Origin of the sequence: Ferrovibrio terrae (assembly GCF_943371255.1) — a bacterium.
GTDB lineage: Bacteria > Pseudomonadota > Alphaproteobacteria > Ferrovibrionales > Ferrovibrionaceae > Ferrovibrio > Ferrovibrio terrae_B.
Genome location: NZ_CALRUC010000061.1, coordinates 1 through 26247 on the forward strand (window position 1 = coordinate 1; position 26247 = coordinate 26247).

Consider the following 26247-nt stretch of genomic DNA (forward strand, 5'->3'; position numbering starts at 1 on the left):
CGCTTCCGCATCTGGTTCGAGATCGAGGCGCATGCCTGCGACGCGCAGGCCCAGCTCGGCGTGATCCCGAAAGCGGCCGCCAGGGAAGTGTGGAAGAAGGGCAAGTGGGAGATCGCGCGCATCGATGCGATCGAGCGCGAGACCAAGCATGATGTCATCGCCTTCCTGACCAATCTTGCCGAATATGTCGGCCCGGCCGCGCGCTTCGTGCACCAGGGCATGACCTCATCCGATGTGCTCGACACCTGCCTGAATGTGCAGCTGGTGCGCGCCGCCGATCTGCTGATTGCCGGCACCGATCGTGTGCTGGCCGCGCTGAAAGAGCGCGCCTTCGAATTCAAGCTGCTGCCCACGATTGGCCGCAGCCACGGCATCCATGCCGAGCCGACCACCTTCGGGCTGAAGCTCGCCGGCTTCCATGCCGAGTTCCAGCGCGCGCGCAAGCGCCTGGTGGCGGCGCGCGAGGAAGTCGCCACCTGCGCGATTTCCGGCGCGGTCGGCACCTTTGCCAATGTCGATCCCTTTGTTGAGGAATGGGTGGCGAAGAAGCTCGGCCTGGTGCCGGAAACCGTTTCGACCCAGGTGATCCCGCGCGACCGCCATGCGGCGTATTTCGCGCATCTGGCCGTGGTCGCCGCCTCCATCGAGCGGCTCGCCACCGAAATCCGCCATCTGCAGCGCTCCGAGGTCATGGAAGCCGAAGAGTTCTTCTCGCCCGGCCAGAAGGGCAGCTCGGCGATGCCGCACAAGCGCAACCCGGTGCTGACCGAGAACCTGACCGGGCTCGCCCGCCTGGTGCGCTCGGCCGTGGTGCCGGCGCTGGAAAACGTGGCGCTGTGGCATGAGCGCGATATCAGCCATTCGAGCGTCGAGCGCGGCATCGGCCCCGATGCCACCATCCATCTCGATTTCGCCCTGCATCGTCTGGCCGGCGTGATCGAGAAGCTGGTGGTCTATCCCGACAACATGATGAAGAATCTCGACCGCTTCGGCGGCCTGGTGCATTCGCAGCGCATCCTGCTGGCGCTGACCCAGGCGGGCCTCTCGCGCGAGGACAGCTATCGCCTGGTGCAGAAGCATGCGCTGAAGATCTGGCAGCATGGCGGCGATTTCCTGCAGGCCCTGCTGGCCGAGAAGGAAGTGACCGCCAAGCTGAAACCCGCGCAACTCACCGCGCTGTTCGACCTCGGCTATCACCTGAAGCATGTCGACACCATCTTCGCCCGCGTCTTCGGCAAGGAAGGCGTTACACCGGGTATCCGCAAGGGCAAGGCCAAAAAGCCGGCAGTGAAGAAGAAGGCGATCAAGAAGAAGCGTTGACATCGGCCGCATGGCAGCCTCTCCTGAAAGAAAAGGGAGAGGACGCCAATGATCGAGGCCCTGCGCACGCCGGACGACCGGTTCGACAACCTGCCCGGCTACGGGTTCAAGCCGCATTACCTGACCCAGGCCAATGGCCTGCGCATGCATTACCTCGACGAGGGCAAGCATGCGGGCAAGACCTTCCTCTGCCTGCATGGCCAGCCGACCTGGAGCTATCTCTACCGCCGCATGATCCCCATCTTCACCGCGGCGGGCCATCGCGTGGTGGCGCCCGACCTGTTCGGCTTCGGCAAGTCCGACAAGCCGCGCGAGGACAGCGTCTATACCTTCGATTTCCACCGCGACAGCCTGATCGCGCTGATCCGCGCGCTCGACCTGCATGATGTCGTGCTGGTCTGCCAGGACTGGGGCGGCCTGCTTGGCCTCACCATCCCGATGAAAATGCCCGAACGCTTCAGCGGTCTGCTGGTGATGAACACCGCGCTCGGCACCGGCGATGCGCCGCTGACGCAGGGCTTCCTCGACTGGCGTGCCTGGAACAACAAGAACCCGGATATGGCGATTGCCAAGCTGATGCAGCGCAGCTGCCCGCATCTGAGTGCGGCCGAGGCCGCCGCCTATGAAGCACCCTACCCGGACAAGGACTACAAGGGCGGCGTGCGGCGCTTCCCCAACCTGGTGCCCGATGCGCCTGATGCGCCCGGCGCTGCAACCGCGCAGCGCGCGCGCGACTTCTGGAAGAAAGACTGGACCGGCACGACGATGATGGCGATCGGCATGACCGATCCGGTGCTGGGCGCGCCGGTGATGCAGGCGTTGGCCAAGGGCATCAAGGGCTGCCCGCCGCCCATGGAACTACCCGAGGCGGGCCATTTCGTGCAGGAATGGGGCGAGCACGTCGCCACCGAAGCGCTCACGCGGTTTTAGGAACCGCTAGTCGAAAGCGATCCGCGTCACCGGCAACCGTGGCGCCGCCAGAGGTACCTCGCTCGGTTTCACCATGGGCTTGACGTCAGGTTTCGGAGCCGCGGCCTTTGCCTCCGGTGCCTTGGGCTGTGGCGGCTGCGCGATACAGGATTTCAGGAACTCCGGCGCCAGCGCGGTCAGCTGGGCGTTGCCTGCAATCGCCAGCGCCTTGTCGGCGCAGGTCGCCAGTGCTTCCGCCTGGCTGCGGGCGCCGAGGCGAGCGATCTCGTTCGGGTCGCCCGTGCCGCGCAGAGACTGCTCCTGGCTGTGCTTGGCCGTGGCGAAATCCTTTCCGATAATCTCCCTGCATTGCGCCATCATCGGCAGGCGGTTGTCGATCCCGGTCTTCACCCTTTCCAGCAGCTTGACTTGCAGGGTGTCGCTGGCATCCAGCAGCGGCCTAAGCAATGCCGTTACATCGCTATAACCCGCCGGAGCCAGGGTATCGATCGCCTGCTGCAGACGACCAATGGTTTGCGTCTGCTCCAGCAGTTTGCCCTGCGCCATGGTTACCGCATCTCTGGCCACATCCTCGGCATCCAGGGCTTGCTTACGAACCTGCTCTGCGCTGCGGATGCGCGCCTCGGCATCACGCACCTGCGGCGCGTCCTCTTTGAGCGCACCCAGCCGTTCCCGGAATGACTTTTCAGCACTCAATCGATCAGTCGCTACGGCCAATCTGTCGAGTGTGGCCTGATAAGCTTTGTTCGCCCTGTCAAAGGCGTCCCGCAGGTTCTTCTCGATTTCCCGGGCATCCAGCAGTTGCCTGTCGAGTGTTTTGCGTTGTTCGGCATCATAGACGCCATGGAGAGTGCGGTTTGCCGCCGCGCCCTTGAGTGCATCAAAATAGGGCTCGTAATTATAGAAGGTGTGTCGCGCAATCAGCCGTGCATAGAGCGGCCCGGTGTAATCCAGCGCAGTGATGCAGGCATCCACCATGGCATCGAGGCCGTCGTCATCGACATAAGCGCGATGGATGGCGACCACGGCATCGCTGCTGCCCTTGGCCGATTCTGTTTGCAGGCCGACGACCTTGCCGATGGTCGAGGTTGCGGCAACCGAAAGGGTCGCTTCTGCAGCTTCGCTATAGGCAAGGATGGCTTTCTCCAGCGCTTCGCGTTTTTTCCCCACATCGTCGATTTCCGCTTTCGCTTTGGCAGTGGGATCCGCCTCGCTTTTCAGCGAATCGATTTTCGCGTTCAGATTGTCCTGACTGGTTTTCAGCTCACCCTGCGCCTTCTCGACCGCCTTGCGCTTTTCCGCCAGCAACGTTGCATCCGGTCCTTTCACATTCGCCGTCCCGCCCAGCGCGGCCAGCTCGCGCCCGAAAGCGCCGGCGGCCAGCTCGGCCGAGAGCAGCGTCACCATCGTCTTGTCGATGCGCCCCATGGTGGTGGTGTAGGTGGTGGCGTTGATGGCGCCATTGGCATAGGCCTCGCAGGCGCGATACATCTTGTCGCGCAGCAGCTGGATCGACGCCAGCCGTTCACCGAGTTGCGCCACTGCGGCGGTTACCGAGCGGCCGAAATCGACGCCGATATCCTTGCCGCCGCCCGACGCCATGCCCGCCGGGATGGCCTTGCTGAGATCGACACTGACAGCAAGACGCATGGCCTCAGAGATCGCCTGCGTAACATCGGGACTGGGCTCCGCACAGATGATCTGGTTCGGTTCGTTATGGCCAACCAGACCGTAATCCGGATCCCGGCGCTTGTCGGCGGCAGTGCCGCCGCGTTCGAACTGCCCGTTTTCCGCCGGCACCGACCAGACCACGCGCTGCTTGGCATCGGTGACCAGGGCCGTGCCCTGGCCCAGACCATAACTGTGCAGGATGTGTGGTTCGGAATTTCGGCCGCAGCCCGCCAACGCCAGGCATGCCAGCAGAATGCCACTTCCAGTGACGGTGCGCGTGATTCCCATGTCATCCCCCATTGCGCTTCGTCCCACCGAAGCTGCCATGCCTGCCTGGCGACGCCAGCCTGCTGCCACGTCATGGCCGGTCTTTGACCGGGCGACTGAAGAGCCGGCCTTTGGCCGGAGGATTGAAATAGGCGATGGAATATTTCGCCATGTACCGCGTGAAGCCGCAGCAGAAATACCAGACCGTCTTAAAATACCCGACGCCACTACTTAAAAGTTAAACCCTAATGCTCCGCAATCGGATTCTGCGGCCATGAAAAAAGCGCCGTCGCAGAAGCAACGGCGCTTTCACAAGTGATTGCTAGAGTATGCGTTTACTTCGCAAAAATCATGTCGTCGTTGGCAAAGGCCTTGAACTCAAGTGCGTTGCCCGAGGGGTCGAGGAAGAACATGGTGTGCTGCTCGCCCACCTCGCCCTCGAAGCGCACATAGGGCTCAATCACGAATTCAATGCCGGCCTTGGTCAGCTTTTCGGCCAGCGCCTTCCAGTCGGGGATGGTCAGCACCACGCCGAAATGCTTCACCGGCACCTGGTGGTCATCGACCGCCGAGGTCTTCTTATGGCCGCATTCTTCCGGCGCCAGATGGGCAACCAGCTGATGACCGAAGAAATCGAAATCGACCCAATGCTCCGACGAGCGGCCTTCGGCGCAGCCGAGCAGGCCGCCGTAGAATTTGCGCGCCACGGCGATGTCGTTCACCGGGAAGGCAAGATGGAAGGGTCGGATCGCCTTGGCGGCGGTCTTGACCGGGGTCAGGGCATTCATGAGGTAACCTCGTGCTGGGGGGCTTAAACGCGCGGCGGATATTATCGACTGGCGCCAATCCGACAACCGATTTAAACTCGCCCAATGATGAGTTTTTCTCATAATGATGCCGCCCAGATTCAGGGCAGCCTGCCCTCGCTGAATGCATTGCGCGCCTTTGCCGTCGCCGGCCGGCACTTAAGCTTCACCCGTGCCGCCGAGGAGCTGCATGTCACCCAGGGTGCGGTGAGCCGCCTGGTGAAGCAACTGGAGGCCGATCTGGGCGTCAGCCTGTTCCGCCGCAGCCCGCGCGGCCTGGAGCTGACATCGGAAGGTGCCACCTTCCTGCCCGCCCTGAGCGACGCCTTCGCGCAACTGGCCACCGCCACGCGGCTGGTGGCGCGCAGCCGCCGGCCGGCCAATCACCTCGCCATCACCATGCTGCCGACACTGGCGATGCGCTGGTTCATGCCACGGCTGGCCGATTTCCATCGCCTGCATCCCGATATATCCGTGGATGTCACCAGTGCCGACCGGCCGATCGATTTTGCCCGCGAGCCGGTCGATGTCGGCATTCAGTATGGCGGCGGTGAATGGCCGGCCGATCTGGCGGCCGAATTCCTGATGCCGGAAACCGTGATCCTGGTCGGCAGCCCGGCACTGCTGAAAACCAAGCCGGTGAAAAAGCCCGAAGACGTGAAACGCCACAGCCTGCTGGCGCATTCGACACGGCCGGAAGCCTGGGCGGAATGGTTTGCCTGCGCCGGCATGAAGGCGGCCACCGGGCGCGGCCCGGCCTTTGAGCATTTCTTCATGTCGATCGAGGCGGCGGTGAATGGCCTGGGGCTCGCGCTGGTGCCCGATTTCTTTGTCGCCGCCGAGCTGCGCGACGGCCGCCTGGTCGAGCCACTGCCACGCTATCGCGTCGCCCGGCGCGGCGGTTATTATCTGCTGCATCTGCCCGGCCGCGAGCGCGAGCCGGCGATCCGCGCCTTTCGCGGCTGGCTGGAGCACATCATCAAAGCCTGATCGGAGGTCGACCATGCGTCATTTTGTCTTCGCCCTGCTGCTGCTCCTGTCGCCGCCGCTGCTGGCGGCCGAACGGCTGGATGCCACACCGCGCATCGCCGTGATGTCGGCTTTCGCGCCGGAATGGCAGCTGCTGAAATCCGCCACCACCGAACAGAAAAGCCACAGCGTCAATGGCATCGACTTCGTCACCGGCAGACTGGCCGGCCGCAATGTGGTGCTGTTCCTCAGCGGCATCAGCATGGTGAATGCCACCATGTCGACGCAGATCGCGCTGGACCGTTTCGATGTCACCGGCATCGTGTTCAGCGGCATTGCCGGCGGCGTCGATCCGGCGCTGAATGTGGGCGACGTGGTGGTGGCCAATCAGTGGTCGCAGTATCTGGAAGCGACCTTTGCGCGCGATCTGGGCAATGGCAAATGGAGCGTGCCGCCGTGGCAGACCGCGACATTGCCCAATTATGGCATGATCTTTCCGGGCCCCGTCGAAGTGCGCCGTGCCGGCAGCGCCACGCCGGAGAAACGCATGTGGTTCGAGGTCGATGCCGACATGCTGAAGGCCGCCGGCAGAATGGGCGATGTGGCACTGCAGGACTGCGTGGCGCCCGGCCGCTGCCTGGGACGCAAGCCGCGTATGATCGTCGGCGGCAATGGCGTATCGGGCCAGGCCTTTGTCGACAATGCCGCCTTCCGTGAATACGTGTTTGCCACCTTCAAGGCGCAGCTGCTGGATATGGAAAGTGCCGCCGTAGCGATGGTGGCCTATGCCAATGGCACGCCCTTCATTGCCTTCCGCAGCCTGTCGGATCTGGCCGGCGGCGAGCATGGCGGCAACGAGATGGCGACTTTCATGGGCCTGGCCTCGGCCAATGCGGCCCTGGTGGTGCAGCGCTTCCTGCAGGCCTGGACGCCGCCACGGTAAACAAAAAAGCCGCCGGTTTTATGCCGGCGGCTTTTTTAATCAGCGGCTGGACCGCTCAGGGCGTCTTTTCAATCATGGTGCCGACGCCATGCGCCGTGAAGAGTTCCAGCAGCAGCACATGCGGGATGCGGCCATCCAGGATATGCGCGGCCTGCACGCCGCCGCGCACAGCATCGAGGCAGGTTTCCACCTTGGGGATCATGCCGCCGGAAATCGTGCCATCGCCCATCAGCACCAGGGATTCCTTGGCCGTCAGGGTCGGTATCAGCTTCTTGTCCTTGTTCAGCACGCCGGCCACGTCGGTGAGCATCAGCAGCTTGCTGGCACCGACCGCCGCGGCGATGGCGCCGGCCGAGGTATCGGCATTGATGTTGTAGGTCTCGCCATTCTCGCCGATGCCGATGGGGGCGACGACAGGGATGACGTTGGAATTGAGCAGGGTGCGCAGGATATCGGGGTTGATGCGGGTCGGCTCACCGACGAAGCCGAGATCCAGGATCTTCTCGATGTTGGAGCCGGGATCGCGCACGCTGCGGCGCAGCTTGCGCGCCTCGATCAGGCGGCCATCCTTGCCCGACAGGCCGATGCCGGTGCCGCCGGCGGCGCTGATGGCGGTGACAATCGCCTTGTTGATCGAACCGGCCAGCACCATCTCGACGATTTCGACGGTGGCCTGGTCGGTGACGCGCAGGCCATCGATGAATTCGCTCTTGATCTTCAGCCGCTCGAGCATGGCTCCGATCTGCGGGCCGCCACCGTGCACGACAATCGGATTGATGCCGACCTGCTTGATCAGCACGATGTCACGCGCGAATTGCAGCGCCAGGGCCTCGTCGCCCATAGCATGGCCGCCGTATTTCACCACCATGGTCTGGCCGGCGAAGCGGCGCATATACGGCAGCGCCTCCGACAGAACCTTGGCGGTCTGCTGCAGGTGCGTTTCCAGCGGTTGCGGGCCGGTGGTCTTCATGGGTGCTTCCCGGTGTTTTGTTGCTTCAGCGGTTATAAGCGTCGTCAGGTCAATGCTGCAAGCTCGGCCCGCAACTCGGCGATACCGGTGCCGGCCTCGCTGGAGGTCACACGGATGATGGGATGCGCGGCAACATGGCGGCTGAGGGTCGCCGCCGTGGCCGCCTTGATCTCGGCCAACTCCGCCGACGTGGTCTTGTCGGCCTTGGTCAGCACCACCTGGTAGATCACGGCCGACTTGTCGAGCAGTGTCATAATATCTTCATCGCCGGTCTTCAGGCCGTGGCGGCTGTCGACCAGCAGGCAGACCCGCTTCAGCTCTGTGCGCCCCTTCAGATAGGCGCGCGTGGTTTCGGTCCAGGCCGCCGCCTTGGCCTTGCCGACCGAGGAATAGCCATAACCCGGCAGGTCGACGAGGCTGAGCACGCCGCCAAGATCGAAGAAATTGAGCTGCTGGGTGCGGCCCGGCGTATTGGAGGTGCGGGCCAGCGCCTTGCGGCCGCAGAGCGCGTTGACCAGCGAGGACTTGCCGACATTGGAACGGCCGGCAAAGGCCACTTCGGGCCCGCGTGCCGGCGGCAGCTGCGGCACTGTCATGGCGCCGGCAAAGAAATCGCACGGCCCGGCAAAGAGCAGCCGGCCACGCTCCAGCGCGGCCGGTGCAAAGCTTTCGTCGGCGGCCGGCAACTCGGCCATAGCGGCTACTTCTTCTTCGCCGGCTCAGGCTTTTCGGCACCGCCGCCGATCTTCACGCCCATGCGCTTCATGATCACATACTGCTGCAGGATCGACAGCGTGTTGTTCCAGCTCCAGTAGATCACCAGGCCGGCGGCGAAGCTGCCCAGCATGAAGGTGAAGACGATCGGCATCATGGCGAAGATCTTCTGCTGCACCGGGTCCGGCGGCTGCGGATTCATCTTCATCTGCAGGAACATCGAGATGCCCATGATGATCGGCCAGACACCGATCGAGATGATGTGCAGCGGGCCGAGGTTGGGCACATCCCAGGGCAGGAAACCGAAGCCGTTCAGCCAAGTGGTCGGATCGGGCGCGGAAAGGTCGTGAATCCAGCCATAGAAGGGCGCATGGCGCATCTCAATGGCAATGTAGAGCACCTTGTAGAGCGCGAAGAAGACCGGAATCTGCAACAGGATCGGCAGACAACCGGCGGCCGGATTGACCTTTTCCTTCTTGTAGAGCGCCATCAGCTCCTGCTGCATCTTGGCGCGGTCTTCGCCATAGCGCTCGCGCATCGCCTGCATCTCGGGCTGCAGCTTCTTCATCGCGCTCATTGCCACATAGGATTTGTAGGCGAGCGGGAAGAACAGCAGCTTGACGATCACGGTGACCGCCAGCATGGCCAGGCCGATATTGCCCAGCACGCCCTTCAGATAGTCGATGCTGTAGAACATCGGCTTGGTCAGGAAGTGGAACCAGCCCCAGTCGACCGACAGTTCGAAGCGCAGGATCTTGTGCTGCTCCTCATAGCGGTCGAGCAGATTGACTTCCTTGGCACCGGAAAACAGCAGCGTGGTCGCCGCCACAGTCTTGCCGGGCTCGAGCTGCTGGCCGCCGCCGAGATAGTCGGCCTGATACCGATCAGGACCGTTTGCCGGCTTGGCATGAGTGAAGCGGGCCTTCACATTCTGCTCCACGCCCGGCACCAGCACGGTCTGCCAGTATTTGTCGGTGAAGCCGACCCAGCCGCCGACCGAATCGTATTCGCGCGCCTTGTCGTCGATCAGATCCTTGTAGCTGAGCTCCTTCAGCGTGCCGCTGTCGGCCGCCTTGTCGCGGAACACGCCGACCGGGCCTTCATGCAGGATGTAGAGACCATCGGTGGTCGGCGTGCCATGACGCGACACCAGCGCGTAGGGGAACAGCGTCAGCGCCTTGTCGCCCTTGTTCTCCACAGTCTGGGTGACGGTGAAGAGATAATTGTCGTCGATCTCGATCTTGCGCGCGAACACCAGGCCCTGGCCGTTATCCCAGGTCAGCGTCACCGGCTGGCCGGGCCGCAGCACATCCTTGTCGGCGGTCCAGCGCGTCTGCGCCGTCGGCAGCGCCACGCCGGTGCCGGACGCGGTCCAGCCGAATTCAGCGTAATAGGGCGCCGGGCCGCCGGTGGGCGACAGCAGATGGATCGGCTTGGAATCGGGCTTGATGGTTTCGCGATATTCCGGCAGCACCACGTCGTCGATCCGGCCGCCGACCAGATTCAGCGAACCGATCAGGCGCTTGCCCTCGATTTTCACGCGCGGGTTTTCCGCCAGCGCCTTGTCACGCGTCGCCGCCTGTTCGGCCATCTGCTGCGCCAGGCTGGGCAGCGCCGGCAAACCGCTGGCATCAGGCACCGCACTGCCGGCCGGACTACCGGCCGGCGCCTGGATCTGCTGGGTCGCCTGCTGCTCGCGCAGTTTGTCCTGCTTGGGCTTTTCGACGAAGAACTGGAAGCCAAGCATGATCGCCACCGACACCACGATGGCGATAATGAGATTCTTCTGGTCGGACATCAGACTGAGCCTTGCTGTACGGAGGATTCTACGGAAGACGAAGTATTACGGGCAGGAGGAACCGGGTCGTAGCCGCTGCCGCCGAAGGGATTGCAGCTGGCCAGCCGCCGCACTGCGAGGTAACCGCCGCGCGCCGCGCCATGCAGCTCCAGCGCTTCCAGCGCATAGCAGGAGCAGGTCGGCTGATAGCGGCAGTTATGCCCGACCCAGGGCGACAGGATGAGGCGGTAGGCTTTTATCGGCAGCGACAGAAGCGTGGCGAACGGCGTCATGCCACATCCCCGAGGATATTAGCAGCCGGTTGATCGGCCGGCGCCTGCCAGAGCTTGAGTTTCTTCAAAGCGGTTTCGAGATCGCGGCGCAGCGCAGCGTATTCCCGCATCGGTGTGCCATGTCGCGCCACCAGCACGAAATCATGGCCGGGTACCGCGTGTTTTGGCAGGATTTCACTGGCGAGCGCCTTGAGGCGACGGCGGGCGCGATTGCGGATCACCGCATTGCCCACCTTGCGCGAGGCCGTAAAGCCAACCCGGCAACAGCCGGTTTCGCCGGAGGCGGCCTGCAACAGCAGTCCCGGCAGCGCTACGCGCCGCTCGGCCGCCTGCACCCGGAGATAATCCGCGCGGCGGCGGAGTCGCTCGACACCGCCCGACGCCATCGCGGGTATATTAGGCCGAGAGCTTCTTGCGGCCCTGCGCGCGACGAGCGGCAATGACCTTGCGACCGCCGACAGTGGCCATGCGGGCGCGGAAACCATGGCGACGCTTGCGCACCAGGTTGCTCGGTTGGAATGTACGTTTCACAGCGGCTCTCCGTCAGACTTGCCCACTTTTCCCAGAAAACCGCGAAAAAGAGGGTTAAACAAAAACAGATCGGCGGCCCGCGAAGGCCCCCGGAAAATCGGTCCCGCTGTATACGGGGTCGTCATAGCAGAGTCAACGCGGGAATTGCCCCGGATTCAGGGCGGTTTTCCGGGCCTGCGGCCTCCCGGGAGCGGGCATGATGCCGCAGGTGGCGGAGACCGGCTTTTGCGGGCTGACGACCGGGTTGACGTCCGGGGGACCAGTCCCTATAACCGGCCACCAAATTTAGGAAACACTGGAAAGTTAGAGGTTCATCATGGCCCGTCGTTGCGAAGTGACCGGCAAGGGCGTTCAGTCCGGCAACAATGTCAGCCACGCCAACAACAAGACCCGCCGCCGGTTCCTGCCGAACCTGCATGTGGTTTCGCTGATCAGCGAAGCCCTGGGTCGCGATGTGACGCTGCGCGTGTCGAGCCATGGCCTGCGCTCGGTCGAGCATAACGGCGGCATCGACAACTGGCTGATCAAGACCAAGGACGAGCTGCTGTCGAGCGACGCCCTGTCGATCAAGCGCAAGATCAAGAAGGCGCTGGCCGCCAAGGCCGCCTGATCTTACGCAGATAGAATTCGCAAAACGCCCGTCAGGTTCGCCTGGCGGGCGTTTTCGTTTGTGCCTCATGGCATCAGGCGGAACACCATCAGCAACGTGCGCTGCAGCGGATTCTGGTTGTCATCCGACATCACATAAAGCCACAGGCTGCCATCGGCAGCGCGGCGCAGATCCAGCGCCTCCATGTTGTCGACCGAGACCGGCCGCGCCCATTCCGCCAGCAGTTCGGGTTGCAGAATCGCGCCCGGGCGAATGGCATCCGCGGGAATCCGCTGCAGCCGCGCCTTCGGGCCGACCAGCGGCGTGAAATAACGCTCCAGCACGATGACATCGCCATTTTCCAGCGCCGCCGCATCGGTGGGCCGGAAATCATCGCGCGCCGGCCAGGCCAGATCGTGCCAGGCGCCATCGCGCCACAGCCAGGCGGCATGGCCTTCGCTGCTGATGCCGCGTACCGCCGGCATGTCTTCGCTGAACAGCAGCAGGTCGCCATTGGCAAAGGCCGCCACCGCCTCGATGCCGCCATTGTCGGGCTGTTGTGCCACGCTGGGCGGCACCGCCAGCGTTCCGGTCGCCGGCCCGCCGGGCTGAGCGTAGAACCACAGGCGATGGGCGCGTTCGAAGGACACCAGCCAGCGGCCGTCCGGCAGGCGGCGCAGGCTCTCGGCGTCATTCAGCACCTTGCGGGTGACGATCTCGCCCCGGGCATCGCGCAGCGGCAGGCTCTGCGCGGCCGCAATACCGGTCGGCAGGCCGGCGTCGTTACGCTGGAAATCTATCCGCAGCCAGACGCCAAGATCGGACATGGCCCAGAGCCCCGCCCCGTCGGCATCCACCACCAGGCCGGAATAGCCGCCGAACGCCCCGTCGCCCGCGATCAGCAGGCCGCCGAGATAGTCGAGCCGGCCCAGCCGGGCCTGGGCCGGGTCATCCGGATTGAGCTCCAGGGCCAGGCTGCGCAGGCTGACCGACTCGGCCCGGACGGGCATCGGCCAGGCCGACCCCAGCAGCCCGAGAAAAGCCCACAGGGCGAAGCTAATCAAATGTTTAGCTTTGCTCGCGACAGTCATTGAGTATGCTTCCCATTGGTGGAGGATCGGGCGGAATCATGGCCGGCACGGGCGCAGGCGAAGCGGATGTTTCAGAACGGTCGCCGACAGGCCTGATGCGGGCCCCGGCGCTGTTCGTCGGCATTCTGCTGCTCCTGCTCAGCGGCGTGGTCGGATCGCAACTCTACCGCCAGTATAATGACGAAATCGCGGCGGGACAGGCGACGGCGCGGTCGGTGGCCAATCTGCTGGAAGAACATGCCAGCCGCAGCTTCGGCGCCGTCGATATCTTCCTGCTCAATTATGCCGAGACCTTGAGCGGCATGGCCGGCACCAGCCCGGTCAGCAGCCTGTCGGCCCTGCGCGAGCGCATGAATGCGCGCCTCAGCGAACTGCCGCAGGTGCGCGCCTATCTTGTGCTCGACGAAAATGGCAACTCGATCATTGATAGCGGCTCGGTCACGCCGCGCGCCTTCAACGGTGCCGACCGCGAGTATTTCCGCCTCCATGCCGAACGCCCCCATCAGGGCCTGTTTGTCGGCGAGCCGGTGCAAAGCCGCATCAACGGCCTATGGGCCATCAGCACCAGCCGGCGGATCAACAGGCCCGATGGCAGCTTCGGCGGCGTGATTCTGGCCGCCGTCGATCCGAAGTATTTCATCAATTTCTACCGCGACGTCGCCATCGGCGATGGCAACTCGCTGACGATGTATCATGCCAGCGGCATCCGCATTGCCCGCATTCCAGAAACCGGGCCGGACATCGGCACATCTGCGGCCAGCCTGCCGATGTTCAATCCGCCACACAGTGACCGCGCGCGCAGCGAACTGCGCACCACAGGCGGTCTCGATGGCGTCGTCCGCTACCTCGCCGTCAATCATGTGCCGGGTTATCCGCTGGTGATCGGTGTCGGCATCGCCCGCGACAACGTGCTGGCAACCTGGAGAGAAAACCTGATTTTCGGCGTGGTCGCGCTGATTCTGGCCGCCACGGCAGGCATCGGCTTCCTGATGATCCTGCATCGTCAGATGGTCAGCCGCCGCTCCGCCGAGCAGCGCCTGTCGGATGCGATCGGCAGCCTGTCGGATGGCTTCCTGCTTTACGACCAACAGGACCGGCTGCTGCGCTTCAACCAGCAGACCGTCGCCATGCTGCCGGCGCTGGCGCGCTTCGCCGGCCGCGGGCCGACCCCGTTTGCCGATGTGATGCTGGCCCTGGAAGATGATTTCGGTCCGCCGCCTTCAGCCGATCGCCGCGCCAAACGCGTTGCCCATCGCCACAAGATGCTGTTCGAGGAAAGGCGGGGCTACCAGTTCGAGCGGCGCACCGCCGACGGTCGCTGGCTGCGCTTCACCGTCAACCCGACCCAGGAGGGCGGCGCGGTCGACATCATCACCGACATCACCGCTCTGAAGCAGGCCGAGCAGCGCCTGAACGATGCCATCGAAGCCCTGTCGGAAGGTTTCGCGCTCTTCAGCCGCGACGGCTATCTGCTCAAGGTGAATCAGCGCTATTACCAGCTGACCGGCCATGACGTCGGCATCGTGCGACCCGGTGTGCATAACCGCGACATCATGGCCAATGTGATTTCTACCGGCCGCGCGCTCGGCCGCGAGGCCGAAGCCATCGCCCATGTCGCGGAACTGCAACTGGATTTCGAAAACCCCTCGGGCCAGCCTTTCGATATCCAGGCCCGGCCCGGCTACTGGCTGCGCACGGTGCGGCACCGCACGCTGGACGGCGATGTCATCACCATCGTGTCGGATATTTCCGACCTCAAACAGGCCGAGCAGCGCCTGCGCGATGCCATCGAAAGCCTGTCCGACGGCTTTGTGCTGTATGGCCCGGACAACCGCCTGATCCTTGCCAACAGCAAGCTCTATGAACTCACCGGGCATGACCCGGCCGTCGTCAAGGCCGGGATCAGCCATACGGAAATCATCGATATCATGGAACAGCGCCGGCAGAAGATCTGGCCGGACACAGATCACGATGACTATGCCGCCATGCTGCGGTCTGAGCATCTCAATCCGACCGGCAGGCCAATTGATCGGGAGTTCCTGCCGGGACAATGGCTGCGCAGCGTGCGCCACCGCACCGCCGACGGCAGCACGATTTCGGTGGTGAGCGACATCACCGACCTCAAGCTGGCAGAGCGGCGCATGCGCGATGGCATCGAAGCCCTCTCGGAAGGCTTCATCCTGTTTGGCCCCGATCAGCGCATGGTGATGGCGAACAGTCGCTATTATGACGTTTTCGATCTGGAGCCGGATTCGCTTCCCGTGGGCGCGACCATCGATGAAGTGGTCGACATGGCCGCAAAGCGGCGCCAGAAATCCTGGCCGAACTTCGATCATCAGGGCTATATCACCGCCGCGCGTGCCGATTATCACAATCCATCGGGCCGGCCGCTCGATGGCGAATTCCTGCCCGGCCGCTGGCTGCGCAACCTGCGCCACCGCACCGCCGATGGCGGCGTGATCCTGGTCGCCAGTGACATCACCGACCTCAAGCTGGCCGAGCAGCGCCTGCGCGATGCCATCGAAACCCTGACCGAAGGTTTCGTGCTGTATGACAAGGAAGGCCATCTCGCGATGGCCAACCAGCGCTATTACGAAATGACCCGGCACGATCCCAAGGTGGTGCGGCCCGGCACGCATTTCAGCGAAGTCATGCGCATCACGGCGATGCGGCAGGCGGAATACGACACCGGACTCGATCTTGAACACTACATTGAATCGCTGACGCGCGAATTCAACCGGCCAACCGGCAGGCCCATCGATGCGCAGCCTTTCCCCGGCGTGTGGCTGCGCATGCAGCGTCGCCGCACAGTGGATGGCGGCGTCATCACGGTGTTCAACGACATCAGCGATCTCAAGCGTGCGGAACAGCGCCTGCATGATGCCATCCAGGCGATCAGCGATGGCTTCGTGCTGTATGATCCAGACGACACCATCGTGATGTACAACGCGCGCTTCCTCGACCACAATCCCGGCATTGCCCATATCATAAAGCCCGGCATCACCTTCGAAGCACTGCTGCGCAGCGCCATTGCCGCCAATATCCTCAATCTGAACGGCGCCGATGCCGATACCTGGGTTGCGCGCCGCATGCAGCAGCACCGCAATCCCGGCGTGGCAATCGAACGCCAGCTGCAGGATGGGCGGTGGATCCTGGTGCATGAACAGCGCACCGCCGATGGCGGCATCGTCGGCATCGGCACCGATATCACTGCGGTGAAACAGGCCGAGCGCCGCCTCTATGATGCCATCGACTCGGTCAATGAAGGTTTCATCCTGTATGACCAGGAAGATCGCGTGGTTCTGTTCAACCAGCGGATTCGCGACCACTTCGGCGAACTGGCCGATGTGATCCAGCCCGGCGTCAGCTTCGAGGAAATCACCCGCATCGGCGTGGCACGCGGCGTGTTCCAGATCGGCGACATGGACCCGGAAGCCTGGGTTCAGCGCCGCCTTGAACAGCATCGCAATTCCACCGAGGCGCATGAACGCCGCCTGAAGGATGGCCGCTGGCTGCTGGTGCGAGAGCAACGCACCGCCGATGGCGGCATCGTCGGCACCGGCACCGACATCACCGCGGTGAAACAGGCCGAGCGCCAGATGTATGACGCCATCGAGAGCATTTCCGATGGCTTCGTGCTGTATGACAAGGATGAGCGGCTGGTGCTGTGCAATTCGCGTTACCGCGAATTCTATCAGGAGATCGAAGACCTGCTGGTGCCGGGCACAAAATTCACCGAAATCCTCAAGGCCAGCGTACAGCGCGACATGGTGGGCATGGATCAGGAGTTCCTGGAGGAATGGCTGGCCGAGCGTGCCGAGCTGTTCCGCCGCGGCAGCGGCAGCACCGAAACCCGGCTGGCCAGCGGCCGCTGGGTGCGCAATACGGAACGACGGACCTCCGATGGCGGCGTTGTCGGCATTCGCACCGACATCACCGCCCTGAAGGAACAGCAGGCGACCCTGCATCGCAATATCGCCGACCTGGAAGCGGCCAATCGCCAGGTCGAGCAGCAATCCTTCCGCATGCGCGAACTGGCCGACCGCTACGCCGAGGAGAAAGAACGCGCCGAGGAAGCCAGCAAGGCGAAATCGGAATTCCTCGCCATGATGAGCCATGAAATCCGTACGCCGATGAACGGTGTTCTTGGCACGATCGGCCTGCTGCAGAATACCGAACTGACGAAACACCAGTACAAGCTGGTCACCACCTCGCGCGAATCAGCCGAGCATCTGCTGACCCTGATCAACGACATTCTCGACTTCTCCAAGCTCGAGGCCGGCCGCATCGATCTGGAGACCATCGATTTCGATCTCGCCCATCTGGTCGAAAGCGCCATCTCGATGATGAATCCGCGCGCGGTGATGAAGGGCCTGCGCATGACCAGCGAGATCGCGCCGGGCGTGCCGCGTTATCTCAAGGGCGATCCGGGCCGCCTGCGCCAGATCCTGTTCAACCTGGCCGGCAATGCCATCAAGTTCACCGACAAGGGCGAGATCCGCATCCTGGTCGACAGCACGCCGCAACCCGATGGCCGTCACCTGCTGTCGGTCAAGGTGCGCGATTCCGGCATCGGCATCGCGCAGGACAAGATCGACCGGCTGTTCGGCCGCTTCAGCCAGGCCGACAGTTCGATCGCGCGCCGCTTCGGCGGCACCGGCCTGGGACTGGCGATTTCCAAACAGCTGGTTGAACTGATGGGCGGCCGCATCGGCGTCGACAGCGTCGAGGGCCGCGGCAGCACCTTCTGGTTCGCCCTGCCCCTGGCCGAAGGCCAGCCGGTGCAGACCGAAGCCCCGGTGCAGACCGTTGGCCCGGCGACCCAGCGCAGCCTTCGCATCCTGGTCGCGGAAGACAACCAGGTGAACCAGATGGTGATCGGCCTGATGCTGCGCCAGCTCGGCCATCAGGTCGATGTCGTCATCAACGGCATCGAGGCCTGCGAGCAGGTACAGAAAGGGCCTTATGATCTCGTGCTGATGGACATGCAGATGCCGGAAATGGACGGCATCACCGCGACACAGACCATCCGTCGCCTGCCGCCGCCCTGGGCCACCATCCCGATCATCGCGCTGACCGCCAATGCGATGGAAGGCGACCGCGAACGCTATATCGCAGCCGGCATGGACGATTATGTCGCCAAGCCGATTGCCCTGCCGATGCTGGTGACCGCGATGAACCGCGTACTGGGCCGCGCCGAACAGGCCAGTGCTGCCGCCGGCGACGCACCGCTGCCGGGTCCGGCACCGCTGGATGAAAAGGCCAAAGCCGGCCTTGGCAACCTGCTGGCCTCGCTGAAAAAGCTGAACTGAAAATCAGGCGGCGCGGCCGCCCGCCTTGCGCGGCTGGCCCGGGCGGCGGCCCTGGCCCTTGCCCGGCTCGGGCGTCTCGTCGAACAGCTCGGCGAGCTTTTCCATCATCACGCCGCCCAGTTGCTCGGCATCGACGATGGTGACCGCGCGCTTGTAATAGCGCGTGACATCGTGACCGATGCCAATCGCGGTCAACTCGACCGGCGAGCGACGCTCGATCCAGTCGATGGTCTCGCGCAGGTGGCGGTCGAGATAATTGCCCGGATTGACCGACAGGGTGGAATCATCCACCGGGGCACCATCGGAAATCACCATCAGGATGCGGCGCTGCTCGGTGCGCGCCAGCAGGCGATCATGCGCCCAGAGCAGCGCCTCGCCGTCGATATTCTCTTTCAGCAGGCCCTCGCGCAGCATCAGGCCGAGATTGCGGCGTGCCCGGCGCCAGGGCGCATCGGCGCCCTTGTAGACAATGTGGCGCAGGTCGTTCAGGCGGCCCGGCTGGGCCGGCTTGTTGTCGGATAGCCACTTCTCGCGGCTCTGGCCGCCCTTCCAGGCGCGCGTGGTGAAGCCGAGGATCTCGACCTTCACGGCGCAACGCTCCAGCGTGCGCGCCAGAATATCGGCGCACATCGCCGCCACGGTGATCGGGCGGCCACGCATCGAACCGGAATTGTCGATCAGCAGCGACACCACGGTGTCGCGGAAATCGGTGTCGCTTTCCTGCTTGTAAGACAGCGGCAAGGTCGGGTTGGCGACGACGCGCGCCAACCGCGCTGCATCGAGCATGCCTTCCTCGAGATCGAAATGCCAGGAGCGCGACTGCTTGGCCATCAGGCGGCGCTGCAGCCGGTTGGCCAGCTTGCCGACGACGGACTGCAGGTTGCTGAGCTGCTGGTCGAGATGATGGCGCAGCCGTGCCAGTTCCTCGGTGTCGCACAGGTCATCGGCGCCAACCACTTCATCGAACTGCTTGGTATAGGCTTTGTAGGTCGCCTCGCGGTTATGGCCCATCATGTCCGACACCGGCGGACGACGGCCCTTGCCGGCTTCCTCGCCGGAACCGGCGACCTGCTCTTCCATGCCGGCTTCGGCATCCATTTCCACCGACTCGCCGCCCGAGGCATCGGCGGAGTCGGCCTGCTCCATGCCGCTGGAAGCCGCCTCGCCCTGTTCGGACTCCGACCCGTCGGACTCGCTCTGCGGCTGCTGGCCCTGGCTGTCCTGGTCCTCGCCCTCGTCCTCATCATCCATCTCGCCGCCTTCTTCATCGGCAAGTTCGAGATCCTTGATCAGCTTGCGCGCCACCTTGGCGAAGGCACGCTGGTCGCCCATGCTGTCCATCAGCTTATCGAGATCGGCGCCGCCCTTTTCCTCGATCCAGTCGCGCCACAGCGCCACCATCTTCTGCGCCTGGGCGGGCACTTTTTCCCCGGTCAGGCGCTCGCGCGCCATCAGGCCGAGCACATCGGCCAGCGGTGCCTCGGAACGGTCCTTGATCTTGGCATAGCCCTTGGAGCGGCAGCGCTCGTCCAGTGCCGCGTTCAGATTCTGCGCCACGCCAGCCATGCGGTTGGCGCCGATCGCCTCGACACGGGCCTGCTCGACGGCATCGAACACCGCGCGCGCCGTGCCACCCTGGGGCAGCAGCCTGGAATGCAGGCTGTCGTCGTGATGGCGCAGGCGCAGCGCCATGGCATCGGCCATACCGCGAATCTGCGCCACCTCGGCCGCCGGCAGGTCGCGGCCGGGCACCGGCAGGCGCGCGCGCTTGCCGCGCAGGCCGGGGGTTTCCGGACCGAAGCTGACCTGCAGGTCGCCGTCATGCGAGATCGCCCGCGTCGCCGCGGTCAGCGCGCGCTTGAACGGTTCGATCGGGCTTTCCGGCTTGCTGGCCATGGCCAAACGCTCCGGCTTACGCCAGATCGGCCTTGGCGGCGGTTTCCGGCAATTCCTCACCGAAGCTGCGCTGGTAATACTCGGCCACCAGCGGGCGCTCCAGTTCGTCGCACTTGTTGAGGAAGGTGAGGCGGAAGGCGAAGCCGACGCTGCCGAAGATGCGCGCATTCTCGGCCCAGGTGATCACAGTGCGCGGGCTCATCACGGTGGAGATATCGCCGTTGATGAAACCGGCGCGGGTCAGTTCCGCCACCGCGACCATGTTCTGGATCGTCTTCTTGCCCTTGTCGCCGGTATAGCTCGGCGACTTGGCCAGCACGATGGCAACCTCGTCATCGGCCGGCAGGTAGTTCAGCGTGCAGACAATGCTCCAGCGGTCCATCTGGCCCTGGTTGATCTGCTGCGTGCCATGATAGAGGCCCGTGGTATCGCCCAGACCGACGGTGTTGGCCGTGGAGAACAGGCGGAAGGCCTTGTGCGGGCGGATCACGCGGTTCTGGTCGAGCAGCGTGAGCTTGCCTTCGACTTCCAGCACACGCTGGATCACGAACATCACGTCCGGACGGCCGGCATCGTATTCGTCGAACACCAGCGCCACCGGCGACTGCAGCGCCCAGGGCAGGATGCCTTCGCGGAATTCGGTGACCTGCTTGCCGTCGCGCAGCACGATGGCGTCCTTGCCGACCAGGTCGATACGGCTGATATGGCTGTCGAGATTGACGCGCACGCAGGGCCAGTTCAGGCGGGCGGCGACCTGTTCGATATGGGTCGACTTGCCGGTGCCGTGATAGCCCTGGACCATGACGCGGCGGTTGTAAGCAAAGCCGGCGAGGATGGCGAGGGTGGTCTCGCGGTCGAAGCGATAGGTCGGATCGAGATCGGGGACATGCTCGCTCGTCTGACTGAAGGCAGGCACCTTCATGTCGCTGTCGATGCCGAACACGTCGCGCACGGAAATCGTGATATCCGGCATATCGGCTGCCGGCTGGGAAACGGACTTGGTCTGAAGGGCCGTCATCGTCACTCTCGGATCTTTTGGGCTTATTATTTACGCCGTGGGGAGATCAGTGGCTCAAGTATAGCCACGCGATTGCAGATAGGCATAGGCTTGGGTGATGGTTTTCAGCCGTTCCTCGGCCTCGCGGTCGCCGCCATTGGCATCCGGATGATACCGCTTCACCATTGTTTTATATTGCTTTTTCAGCTCAGCCTTCCGCAACGGCAAGGTCACGGTGGCGAGATCGAAGCCCAGGCTGAGCAGGGCCTCGCGCTCACGCGGCGGCAGGCGCAGTTCAGCACTGCTTTTGCGTTTCGCCTCGCCCATGCGCAGGCCGACATCGGCCAGAATCCCGAGGTCGTCCTTGACCCAGACCTTGGGGTCTTCCTCCTGCGGCTTGGTGCCCAGCTTCCAGGTCGGCCGATGGCCGAGCACGTCTTCGCGCTGGTATTTCTCGATATCGGCGTCGGTCATGCCGCGGAAGAAGTCCCAGCCGGCATTGTACTGGCGCACATGATCGAGGCAGAACAGCCAGCGGCCGTCGCGCGACTCGCGGCTTTTCGGCGCCGGAAACCGGCCTTCCGCGCTGCAGCTCGGGTGATCGCACTGCCGCAGGCCGCGCCGGCCAAAAGCGGCTTCGGCTTCGATTCCGAGGAAGAATTTCTGCTGGGCGCGCGCGCGGGACATGACTGTCAAAGTATGGGTCGGGCGGGCAGCACTGGCAAGGCCATAGGCCCTGCCTTACCCTCTTGCAAAGCTGCAATTTTCTTGAGGCCGTGAGGAGTTTTCGTCATGTCGATCGCCACCCGCATCAACACCAAGCTGACCGAGGCCCTGGCACCGACCCGGCTTGAGCTGGTGGATGAATCCGCCCATCACGCCGGCCATGCCGGCATGCAGGGGCTGGCGGCGCAGGAGACCCATTTCCGCCTGACGGTGGAGGCCGAAGGTTTCCGCGGCATGACACGGGTGCAGCGCCAGCGCCTGATCTATCAGATTCTGGCCCAGGAACTGGCCGATGGGGTGCATGCCCTGGCCATTTCCGCCCGGGTGCCCGGCGAGTAGCGGGTATTTCCACCGCAAAGTGCTCCGCCCACCGACCGGTTGATTTTGCGTTGCAACTTCACCAGTCATATTTCTACCAATAGTACAACCTTTTCATTTGAGGAAGCGGCAACTATCCATTATAGGTTGCGGTATGCCGACGACACGCCGCCCACAACACACCTCAACCGCGCATGGCTCCAGCCTGATCACGCGAAACCTGCGGCTCGGCCGCGGTCGCACCAGCATCCGCCTGGAACGTCTGGAATGGGCGGCGCTGGACGCCATCTGCGGCGCCGAGGGCGTCGACCGCCATCACTTCGCCATGCAGGTGGATCGTGATCCGGCGCGGCGGGAAAAAACCCTGACCTCGCGGGTGCGCAGCGCCATCCTCGCCTATTTCGTGGCGCGTTCCGGCATTCGCGTGCCGTTGCTGGGCAATGGCCTGGCGACCGTTGGGCTCAGCCCAGCACCAGGGCCAGCAGAGCGGGAAGAGTCGCGAAACTGAGCAGGGTGGAAATCACCACCAGGCTGGCCATCGTCTGCGGATCGCGACTGTAGCGCACCGCGAAAATGTAATTCACCACGGCCACCGGCATCGCGCACTGGATGATGAAGACGCCGCGCGCAACGCCCTCCAGACCCAGCAGCCAGCTCAGACCGAAACCGGCCCCCAGCCCGGCCAGCAGACGCAGCGCCGACAGCAGCAGGCCGCGCGTGAGACCGTTGACCTTCAGCGTCGCCAGTGAAACGCCCAGCGTGAACAGCATCAGCGGAATAGCAATGCCGCCCGCGGTCTGCAGGCTGCGCATCACCCAGACCGGCGGCTGCAGTTGCAGGAGATTGCCGGCCACGCCGATCAGCACGGCATAGATCATCGGCGAACGCAGCACGGCGGCCAGATTGCCGCGGCCGGCCAGGATCGATTGGCCGATGGTGAAATTACCCAGCGAACTGACGGCGAAAAAGATGATGCCAAGCGCCAGGCCCGGCTGGCCATAGGCAAACAGGCTGAGCGAAAGCCCGGCATTGCCGGCATTGGGAAAGGTCAGGCCGGCGACATAATCGCGTACCGACAGCTTCATCAGGCGCAGCACGGCGGCATTGATCGCCATGAACGCCACCATCGCCGACAGCGTCGCCAGTGCCATGGTGCCGATCATGCTGCGGTCGACTTCGGCTGCCAGCAGGGCATGGATGACCAGACACGGCGTGCCGAAATTGGTCACCAGCAGACTGATCTGGTCGATCTGGAACGGCTTGCCGCGCGCCGCCCACAGCCAGCCGGCACCGGCCAGCACCACCAGCGGCGCGATCACCGAGAAGATTTCAGCAAACAGTGCGAAGGACATCGCGACCGATCAGGCCGCAGCGAGCTGTTCGGCCAGCAGCGTTTCGACCACCTGCGGCAGCACATCGTTTTTCTGCACGGCGCGGCCGATCGCCTCGGCCAGGATGAAGACCAGCTTGCCGTCGCGCACTTTCTTGTCCTGCTTCATATGCTCCAGCAGCACGCTCGGCGCGAAGGCCCTGGCACCATCGACATCGGCCAGTTTCGCCGGCAGGCCGCTGTCGGCCAGATGCGCTTCCACGCGCGGTGCCAGCTCGTGGCCGCACAGGCCGAGTGCAGCCGACAGCCGGAAGGCCAGTGCCATGCCGACCGCGACGCCCTCGCCATGCAAAAGACGCTGCGAATAGCCGGTTTCCGCCTCCAGCGCATGACCGAAGGTATGGCCCAGATTGAGCAGGGCGCGCTCGCCCTCTTCGCGTTCGTCGGCCGCCACGATTCGCGCCTTGTGCGCGCAGCAGCGCGCCACCGCTTCGGTGCGCAAGCCCAGATCGCCGGCCAGAAGCTTCGCGCCGTTCTGTTCCAGCCAGGCATAGAAATCGGCATCACCCAAGAGGCCGTATTTCACCACCTCGGCATAGCCGGCGCGCAGCTCGCGCGGCGGCAGCGTATCCAGCAGCGCCACATCGGCCAGCACCAGACGCGGCTGATGGAAGGCGCCGATCAGATTCTTGCCCTGGCGGCTGTTGATCGCGGTCTTGCCGCCCACGGAAGAGTCGACCTGCGCCAGCAAAGAGGTCGGAACCTGGATGAAATCCATGCCCCGCCGCAGCACCGAGGCCGCGAAGCCGACCAGATCGCCGACCACGCCGCCACCCAGCGCGATCAGATGATCGCGGCGTTCGATCTTCAGCGCCAGCAGGGCTTCGCACAACTGTTCGAAACCCGCATAGGATTTCTGCTTCTCGCCCGGCGGCAGGATCACCGCCTCGCAGCCGATATTCTTCAGCGCCAGCGCGCGCTTCAGCGTATCGAGATGCCGGGCCGCCACATGCTGGTCGGTGACGATCACCGCAAACGGCCGGCGCAGCAGCGGCGCGATATGCTCGCCGGCACGCTCCAGCAGGCCGCCGCCGACCCGGATGTCGTAGCCACGGTCGTCGAGATCGACGCGAACGGTCTGATGCAGGCTCATGAAAACATCACTCAGTCGCTGGCCGTAGTCGATGCATCGGCCACCTGGCGATAATCCGCCGGCAGGGCCTGGATGATCTGCTCGACCACCGCATCATGCGGCCCCTCAATACTGGTGACTGTCACATCGGCCTCGGCATAGACCGGATAGCGTTCGCGCATCAGCTTCTCCAGCGTGCCGCGCAGATCGCCATTGGCCAGCAGCGGACGGTTCGAACGACGCGCACAGCGCTTCACCAGCACATCGAGATCGGCCTTGATCCAGATCGAGCGGCCACGCTCGCGGATGCGGGCGCGCGTTTCGGCATTCATATAGGCACCGCCGCCGGTGGCCAGCACGATCCGCGGCTGGTCCAGCAGGCGGGCAATCACCTTGCGCTCGCCATCGCGGAAGGCGGTTTCGCCATGTTCGGCGAAAATTTCCGGAATGGTGGCGCCGGCCGCCTTTTCGATCTCGACATCGGCATCGAGGAAATCGAAACCCAGCCGGTGGGCGAGGCGACGGCCGATCGAGCTTTTGCCGGCCCCCATCAGGCCGACCAGCACGAGGCTGCGCACGGTCTCGCCGGGCAATGCTTCCGTGGCGCCCGCACCCCCGGTTCCGGCAGAACGGGGGGCATCGGGCGGCGCGGCCACGGCGGCGACGGTCTCGATTATGCTCACGCCCATTCCTCGACTGCTTGGCCCTAGACACCCGGCCTGCGGTCGCCTCCCGGCGACCGGAATAACCGGATTTGCCTTTGCCGCCCGCCGATTGCCTGGGGCCGGCAGCGCCGATACAATAGAGCAATCGAGTCATAATTCCAGCGCGCGGCGCTGCGGCCCCTTGGCAATCAATGGCCGGCTGCAGCCCCGCCGCTCTAGTCCGGAGTGCCGTTCACATGGCCCGTATGTCGATGATCCTGGGGCTGGTTCTGGTGCTGGTGGTGGGGGGCGGTTTCGCCTTCCTGGCCAGCTGGGACATTCCGGCGCCGCGCGCCAAGGTGGAAAAGGTTATCCCCGCCGACCGGCTCGGGAAATAATCCATGACGCCCCGGCCGGCGCGTCCTCTTGCCACCCTGGCCGGCGTTACCCTTGCCTGGTCGCTGTTGGCATGGTCCGGCGCCATGGCCCAGCCCGTCCGCCTGATCCCGCCGGGCAAGGAAGACCCTGCCGCCGCCGGCCAGGACAGCGCGCCCCAGCAGCTCACCGTGCCGCCGCAGACCAACACCATGCCGACCGGTATGGTCGCGCCACCACCACCCCCTGCTCCGGCCCAGGCCTCGCAGCCCTCGATCCTGCCCGTGCAGGCCGCACCGCTTGCGCCGCCGGCAACTGAGCCACCCGCCTCTGCCGAGAGCGGCCAGAAAGCCCCCGATTTCGTCATCCAGCCGCTGAAGGCCCCCGACCCCTCCTCGGCCGGACTGCTGGACGACAGCAACGGCGGCCTGGGCAGCGCCATGTGGCAGGGCTCGACCCGGCCGCAGGCCCTGCAGGCCATGGGCGTGCTGCCCGCGCCGGTATCCGGCCCGGCCCTGCGCGACCTGCAGCGCCGCCTGCTGCTCACCGTTGCTGAAGTGCCGGCCGGCAATGTCGCCGCGCCCAGCCTGCTGGGCCTGCGCGTCGCCCAGCTCTACCGGCTGGGCCGGCTGGCCGAGGCCGAGCG

Annotated in this window: 24 protein-coding genes and 1 pseudogene; 10 read left to right on the forward strand and 15 right to left on the reverse strand. The window is 64.3% G+C overall.

What is annotated here, in order from left to right:
• Together purB and AAG799_RS13640 are read left to right on the forward strand one after the other, a co-directional pair.
• Positions 1-1320 (forward strand): adenylosuccinate lyase (purB, locus tag AAG799_RS13635; RefSeq protein ID WP_341896768.1); only part of this gene is annotated, 1320 nt, incomplete at its 5' end.
• A gap of 48 nt (positions 1321-1368) precedes the next feature.
• Positions 1369-2250, forward strand: coding sequence for a haloalkane dehalogenase (locus AAG799_RS13640; RefSeq protein ID WP_341896770.1), 882 nt, complete (start codon positions 1369-1371; stop codon positions 2248-2250).
• A gap of 6 nt (positions 2251-2256) precedes the next feature.
• Here the strand turns inward: AAG799_RS13640 and AAG799_RS13645 are convergent, their stop codons facing one another.
• A complete protein-coding gene (locus tag AAG799_RS13645; RefSeq protein WP_341896772.1) occupies positions 2257-4416 on the reverse strand; it encodes a hypothetical protein in 2160 nt (719 codons plus the stop codon).
• Positions 4417-4523: 107 nt separating this feature from the next.
• Complete coding sequence (locus tag AAG799_RS13650) at positions 4524-4976, reverse strand: VOC family protein (protein ID WP_341896774.1); 453 nt, start codon at positions 4974-4976, stop codon at positions 4524-4526.
• Positions 4977-5060: 84 nt separating this feature from the next.
• Here AAG799_RS13650 and gcvA point away from each other — a divergent pair, with 84 nt between their 5' ends.
• Complete coding sequence (gcvA, locus tag AAG799_RS13655; protein WP_341896776.1) at positions 5061-5984, forward strand: transcriptional regulator GcvA; 924 nt, start codon at positions 5061-5063, stop codon at positions 5982-5984.
• A gap of 13 nt (positions 5985-5997) precedes the next feature.
• Positions 5998-6906 (forward strand): 5'-methylthioadenosine/S-adenosylhomocysteine nucleosidase, encoded by a 909-nt coding sequence (locus AAG799_RS13660; protein ID WP_341896778.1) that lies wholly within the window; start codon positions 5998-6000, stop codon positions 6904-6906.
• A gap of 55 nt (positions 6907-6961) precedes the next feature.
• Here AAG799_RS13660 and argB read toward each other — a convergent pair whose 3' ends face one another.
• The 6 genes from argB to rpmH are packed head-to-tail and all read right to left on the reverse strand — an operon-like array spanning position 6962 to position 11191.
• Complete coding sequence (gene argB, locus AAG799_RS13665) at positions 6962-7876, reverse strand: acetylglutamate kinase (protein WP_341896780.1); 915 nt, start codon at positions 7874-7876, stop codon at positions 6962-6964.
• 44 nt (positions 7877-7920) lie between these two features.
• Positions 7921-8571 (reverse strand): ribosome biogenesis GTP-binding protein YihA/YsxC, encoded by a 651-nt coding sequence (gene yihA / locus AAG799_RS13670; protein WP_341896782.1) that lies wholly within the window; start codon positions 8569-8571, stop codon positions 7921-7923.
• A 5-nt stretch (positions 8572-8576) separates the two neighbouring features.
• Entirely contained in the window at positions 8577-10388 is a 1812-nt protein-coding gene (gene yidC, locus AAG799_RS13675) for a membrane protein insertase YidC (protein WP_341896784.1), read from the reverse strand.
• Complete coding sequence (gene yidD, locus AAG799_RS13680; RefSeq protein WP_341896785.1) at positions 10388-10660, reverse strand: membrane protein insertion efficiency factor YidD; 273 nt, start codon at positions 10658-10660, stop codon at positions 10388-10390. Before yidD ends, yidC begins: the two co-directional genes overlap by 1 nt.
• Positions 10657-11046 (reverse strand): ribonuclease P protein component, encoded by a 390-nt coding sequence (gene rnpA, locus AAG799_RS13685; RefSeq protein WP_341896787.1) that lies wholly within the window; start codon positions 11044-11046, stop codon positions 10657-10659. The genes yidD and rnpA overlap by 4 nt, the downstream gene beginning before the upstream one ends.
• Positions 11047-11056: 10 nt before the next feature.
• Positions 11057-11191, reverse strand: a complete 135-nt coding sequence (rpmH, locus tag AAG799_RS13690; protein ID WP_297682681.1) for a 50S ribosomal protein L34 — start codon at positions 11189-11191, stop codon at positions 11057-11059.
• A 316-nt stretch (positions 11192-11507) separates the two neighbouring features.
• On the opposite strand from rpmH, the gene rpmB reads away from it, so the two are divergent.
• Positions 11508-11801 carry a 50S ribosomal protein L28 gene (rpmB, locus tag AAG799_RS13695; RefSeq protein ID WP_341896789.1) on the forward strand — a complete coding sequence of 98 codons (294 nt, stop codon included), beginning with the start codon at positions 11508-11510 and terminating at the stop codon, positions 11799-11801.
• Positions 11802-11866: 65 nt separating this feature from the next.
• On the opposite strand, the gene AAG799_RS13700 is transcribed toward rpmB, so the two are convergent.
• Positions 11867-12844, reverse strand: a complete 978-nt coding sequence (locus AAG799_RS13700) for an esterase-like activity of phytase family protein (RefSeq protein ID WP_341896792.1) — start codon at positions 12842-12844, stop codon at positions 11867-11869.
• A 65-nt stretch (positions 12845-12909) separates the two neighbouring features.
• Here AAG799_RS13700 and AAG799_RS13705 point away from each other — a divergent pair, with 65 nt between their 5' ends.
• The gene (locus AAG799_RS13705) at positions 12910-18183 is read left to right on the forward strand and encodes a PAS-domain containing protein (RefSeq protein ID WP_341896793.1); all 5274 of its coding nucleotides are present in this window, start codon (positions 12910-12912) and stop codon (positions 18181-18183) included.
• A gap of 3 nt (positions 18184-18186) precedes the next feature.
• On the opposite strand, the gene cobT is transcribed toward AAG799_RS13705, so the two are convergent.
• Genes cobT through AAG799_RS13720 form a run of 3 tightly spaced genes read right to left on the reverse strand, consistent with a single transcriptional unit; the run spans position 18187 to position 21763 of the window.
• Positions 18187-20079 carry a cobaltochelatase subunit CobT gene (gene cobT / locus AAG799_RS13710; RefSeq protein ID WP_341896795.1) on the reverse strand — a complete coding sequence of 631 codons (1893 nt, stop codon included), beginning with the start codon at positions 20077-20079 and terminating at the stop codon, positions 18187-18189.
• A gap of 16 nt (positions 20080-20095) precedes the next feature.
• Positions 20096-21097, reverse strand: a complete 1002-nt coding sequence (gene cobS, locus AAG799_RS13715) for a cobaltochelatase subunit CobS (RefSeq protein WP_341896797.1) — start codon at positions 21095-21097, stop codon at positions 20096-20098.
• A 54-nt stretch (positions 21098-21151) separates the two neighbouring features.
• On the reverse strand, positions 21152-21763 hold the full coding sequence (locus AAG799_RS13720; protein ID WP_341896799.1) for a DnaJ domain-containing protein: 612 nt from the start codon (positions 21761-21763) through the stop codon (positions 21152-21154).
• 105 nt (positions 21764-21868) lie between these two features.
• On the opposite strand from AAG799_RS13720, the gene AAG799_RS13725 reads away from it, so the two are divergent.
• Together AAG799_RS13725 and AAG799_RS13730 are read left to right on the forward strand one after the other, a co-directional pair.
• Positions 21869-22141 (forward strand): BolA family protein, encoded by a 273-nt coding sequence (locus AAG799_RS13725; RefSeq protein WP_341896801.1) that lies wholly within the window; start codon positions 21869-21871, stop codon positions 22139-22141.
• Positions 22142-22274: 133 nt separating this feature from the next.
• Positions 22275-22628, forward strand: coding sequence for a ribbon-helix-helix domain-containing protein (locus AAG799_RS13730; protein WP_341896803.1), 354 nt, complete (start codon positions 22275-22277; stop codon positions 22626-22628).
• On the opposite strand, the gene AAG799_RS13735 is transcribed toward AAG799_RS13730, so the two are convergent.
• The 3 genes from AAG799_RS13735 to AAG799_RS13745 are packed head-to-tail and all read right to left on the reverse strand — an operon-like array spanning position 22582 to position 25265.
• Positions 22582-23472 (reverse strand): AEC family transporter, encoded by an 891-nt coding sequence (locus tag AAG799_RS13735; RefSeq protein WP_341896805.1) that lies wholly within the window; start codon positions 23470-23472, stop codon positions 22582-22584. The genes AAG799_RS13730 and AAG799_RS13735 overlap by 47 nt on opposite strands.
• Before the next feature lie 9 nt (positions 23473-23481).
• Positions 23482-24603: a 3-dehydroquinate synthase gene (gene aroB / locus AAG799_RS13740; protein WP_341896807.1), complete on the reverse strand. Its 1122-nt coding sequence runs from the start codon at positions 24601-24603 to the stop codon at positions 23482-23484.
• 11 nt (positions 24604-24614) lie between these two features.
• The gene (locus AAG799_RS13745; protein WP_341896808.1) at positions 24615-25265 is read right to left on the reverse strand and encodes a shikimate kinase; all 651 of its coding nucleotides are present in this window, start codon (positions 25263-25265) and stop codon (positions 24615-24617) included.
• Between the two features lie 218 nt (positions 25266-25483).
• Here AAG799_RS13745 and AAG799_RS13750 point away from each other — a divergent pair, with 218 nt between their 5' ends.
• The gene (locus AAG799_RS13750) at positions 25484-25624 is read left to right on the forward strand and encodes a hypothetical protein (RefSeq protein WP_341896810.1); all 141 of its coding nucleotides are present in this window, start codon (positions 25484-25486) and stop codon (positions 25622-25624) included.
• Between the two features lie 3 nt (positions 25625-25627).
• Positions 25628-26247 (forward strand): annotated as a pseudogene (locus tag AAG799_RS13755) (hypothetical protein); the annotation flags it as partial.

Excerpts from the sequence above, each read along its gene's own strand:
- yidC (WP_341896784.1), bottom strand. The coding sequence starts at position 10,388 with ATGTCCGACCAGAAGAATCTCATTATCGCCATCGTGGTGTCGGTGGCG.
- gcvA (WP_341896776.1), top strand. The coding sequence starts at position 5,061 with ATGATGAGTTTTTCTCATAATGATGCCGCCCAGATTCAGGGCAGCCTG.
- AAG799_RS13735 (WP_341896805.1), bottom strand. The coding sequence starts at position 23,472 with ATGTCCTTCGCACTGTTTGCTGAAATCTTCTCGGTGATCGCGCCGCTG.
- yidD (WP_341896785.1), bottom strand. The coding sequence starts at position 10,660 with ATGACGCCGTTCGCCACGCTTCTGTCGCTGCCGATAAAAGCCTACCGC.
- AAG799_RS13660 (WP_341896778.1), top strand. The coding sequence starts at position 5,998 with ATGCGTCATTTTGTCTTCGCCCTGCTGCTGCTCCTGTCGCCGCCGCTG.
- aroB (WP_341896807.1), bottom strand. The coding sequence starts at position 24,603 with ATGAGCCTGCATCAGACCGTTCGCGTCGATCTCGACGACCGTGGCTAC.
- AAG799_RS13730 (WP_341896803.1), top strand. The coding sequence starts at position 22,275 with ATGCCGACGACACGCCGCCCACAACACACCTCAACCGCGCATGGCTCC.
- rpmB (WP_341896789.1), top strand. The coding sequence starts at position 11,508 with ATGGCCCGTCGTTGCGAAGTGACCGGCAAGGGCGTTCAGTCCGGCAAC.
- yihA (WP_341896782.1), bottom strand. The coding sequence starts at position 8,571 with ATGGCCGAGTTGCCGGCCGCCGACGAAAGCTTTGCACCGGCCGCGCTG.
- AAG799_RS13640 (WP_341896770.1), top strand. The coding sequence starts at position 1,369 with ATGATCGAGGCCCTGCGCACGCCGGACGACCGGTTCGACAACCTGCCC.
- AAG799_RS13750 (WP_341896810.1), top strand. The coding sequence starts at position 25,484 with ATGGCCCGTATGTCGATGATCCTGGGGCTGGTTCTGGTGCTGGTGGTG.
- AAG799_RS13650 (WP_341896774.1), bottom strand. The coding sequence starts at position 4,976 with ATGAATGCCCTGACCCCGGTCAAGACCGCCGCCAAGGCGATCCGACCC.
- rnpA (WP_341896787.1), bottom strand. The coding sequence starts at position 11,046 with ATGGCGTCGGGCGGTGTCGAGCGACTCCGCCGCCGCGCGGATTATCTC.
- cobS (WP_341896797.1), bottom strand. The coding sequence starts at position 21,097 with ATGACGGCCCTTCAGACCAAGTCCGTTTCCCAGCCGGCAGCCGATATG.
- AAG799_RS13705 (WP_341896793.1), top strand. The coding sequence starts at position 12,910 with ATGGCCGGCACGGGCGCAGGCGAAGCGGATGTTTCAGAACGGTCGCCG.
- cobT (WP_341896795.1), bottom strand. The coding sequence starts at position 20,079 with ATGGCCAGCAAGCCGGAAAGCCCGATCGAACCGTTCAAGCGCGCGCTG.
- AAG799_RS13720 (WP_341896799.1), bottom strand. The coding sequence starts at position 21,763 with ATGTCCCGCGCGCGCGCCCAGCAGAAATTCTTCCTCGGAATCGAAGCC.
- argB (WP_341896780.1), bottom strand. The coding sequence starts at position 7,876 with ATGAAGACCACCGGCCCGCAACCGCTGGAAACGCACCTGCAGCAGACC.
- AAG799_RS13725 (WP_341896801.1), top strand. The coding sequence starts at position 21,869 with ATGTCGATCGCCACCCGCATCAACACCAAGCTGACCGAGGCCCTGGCA.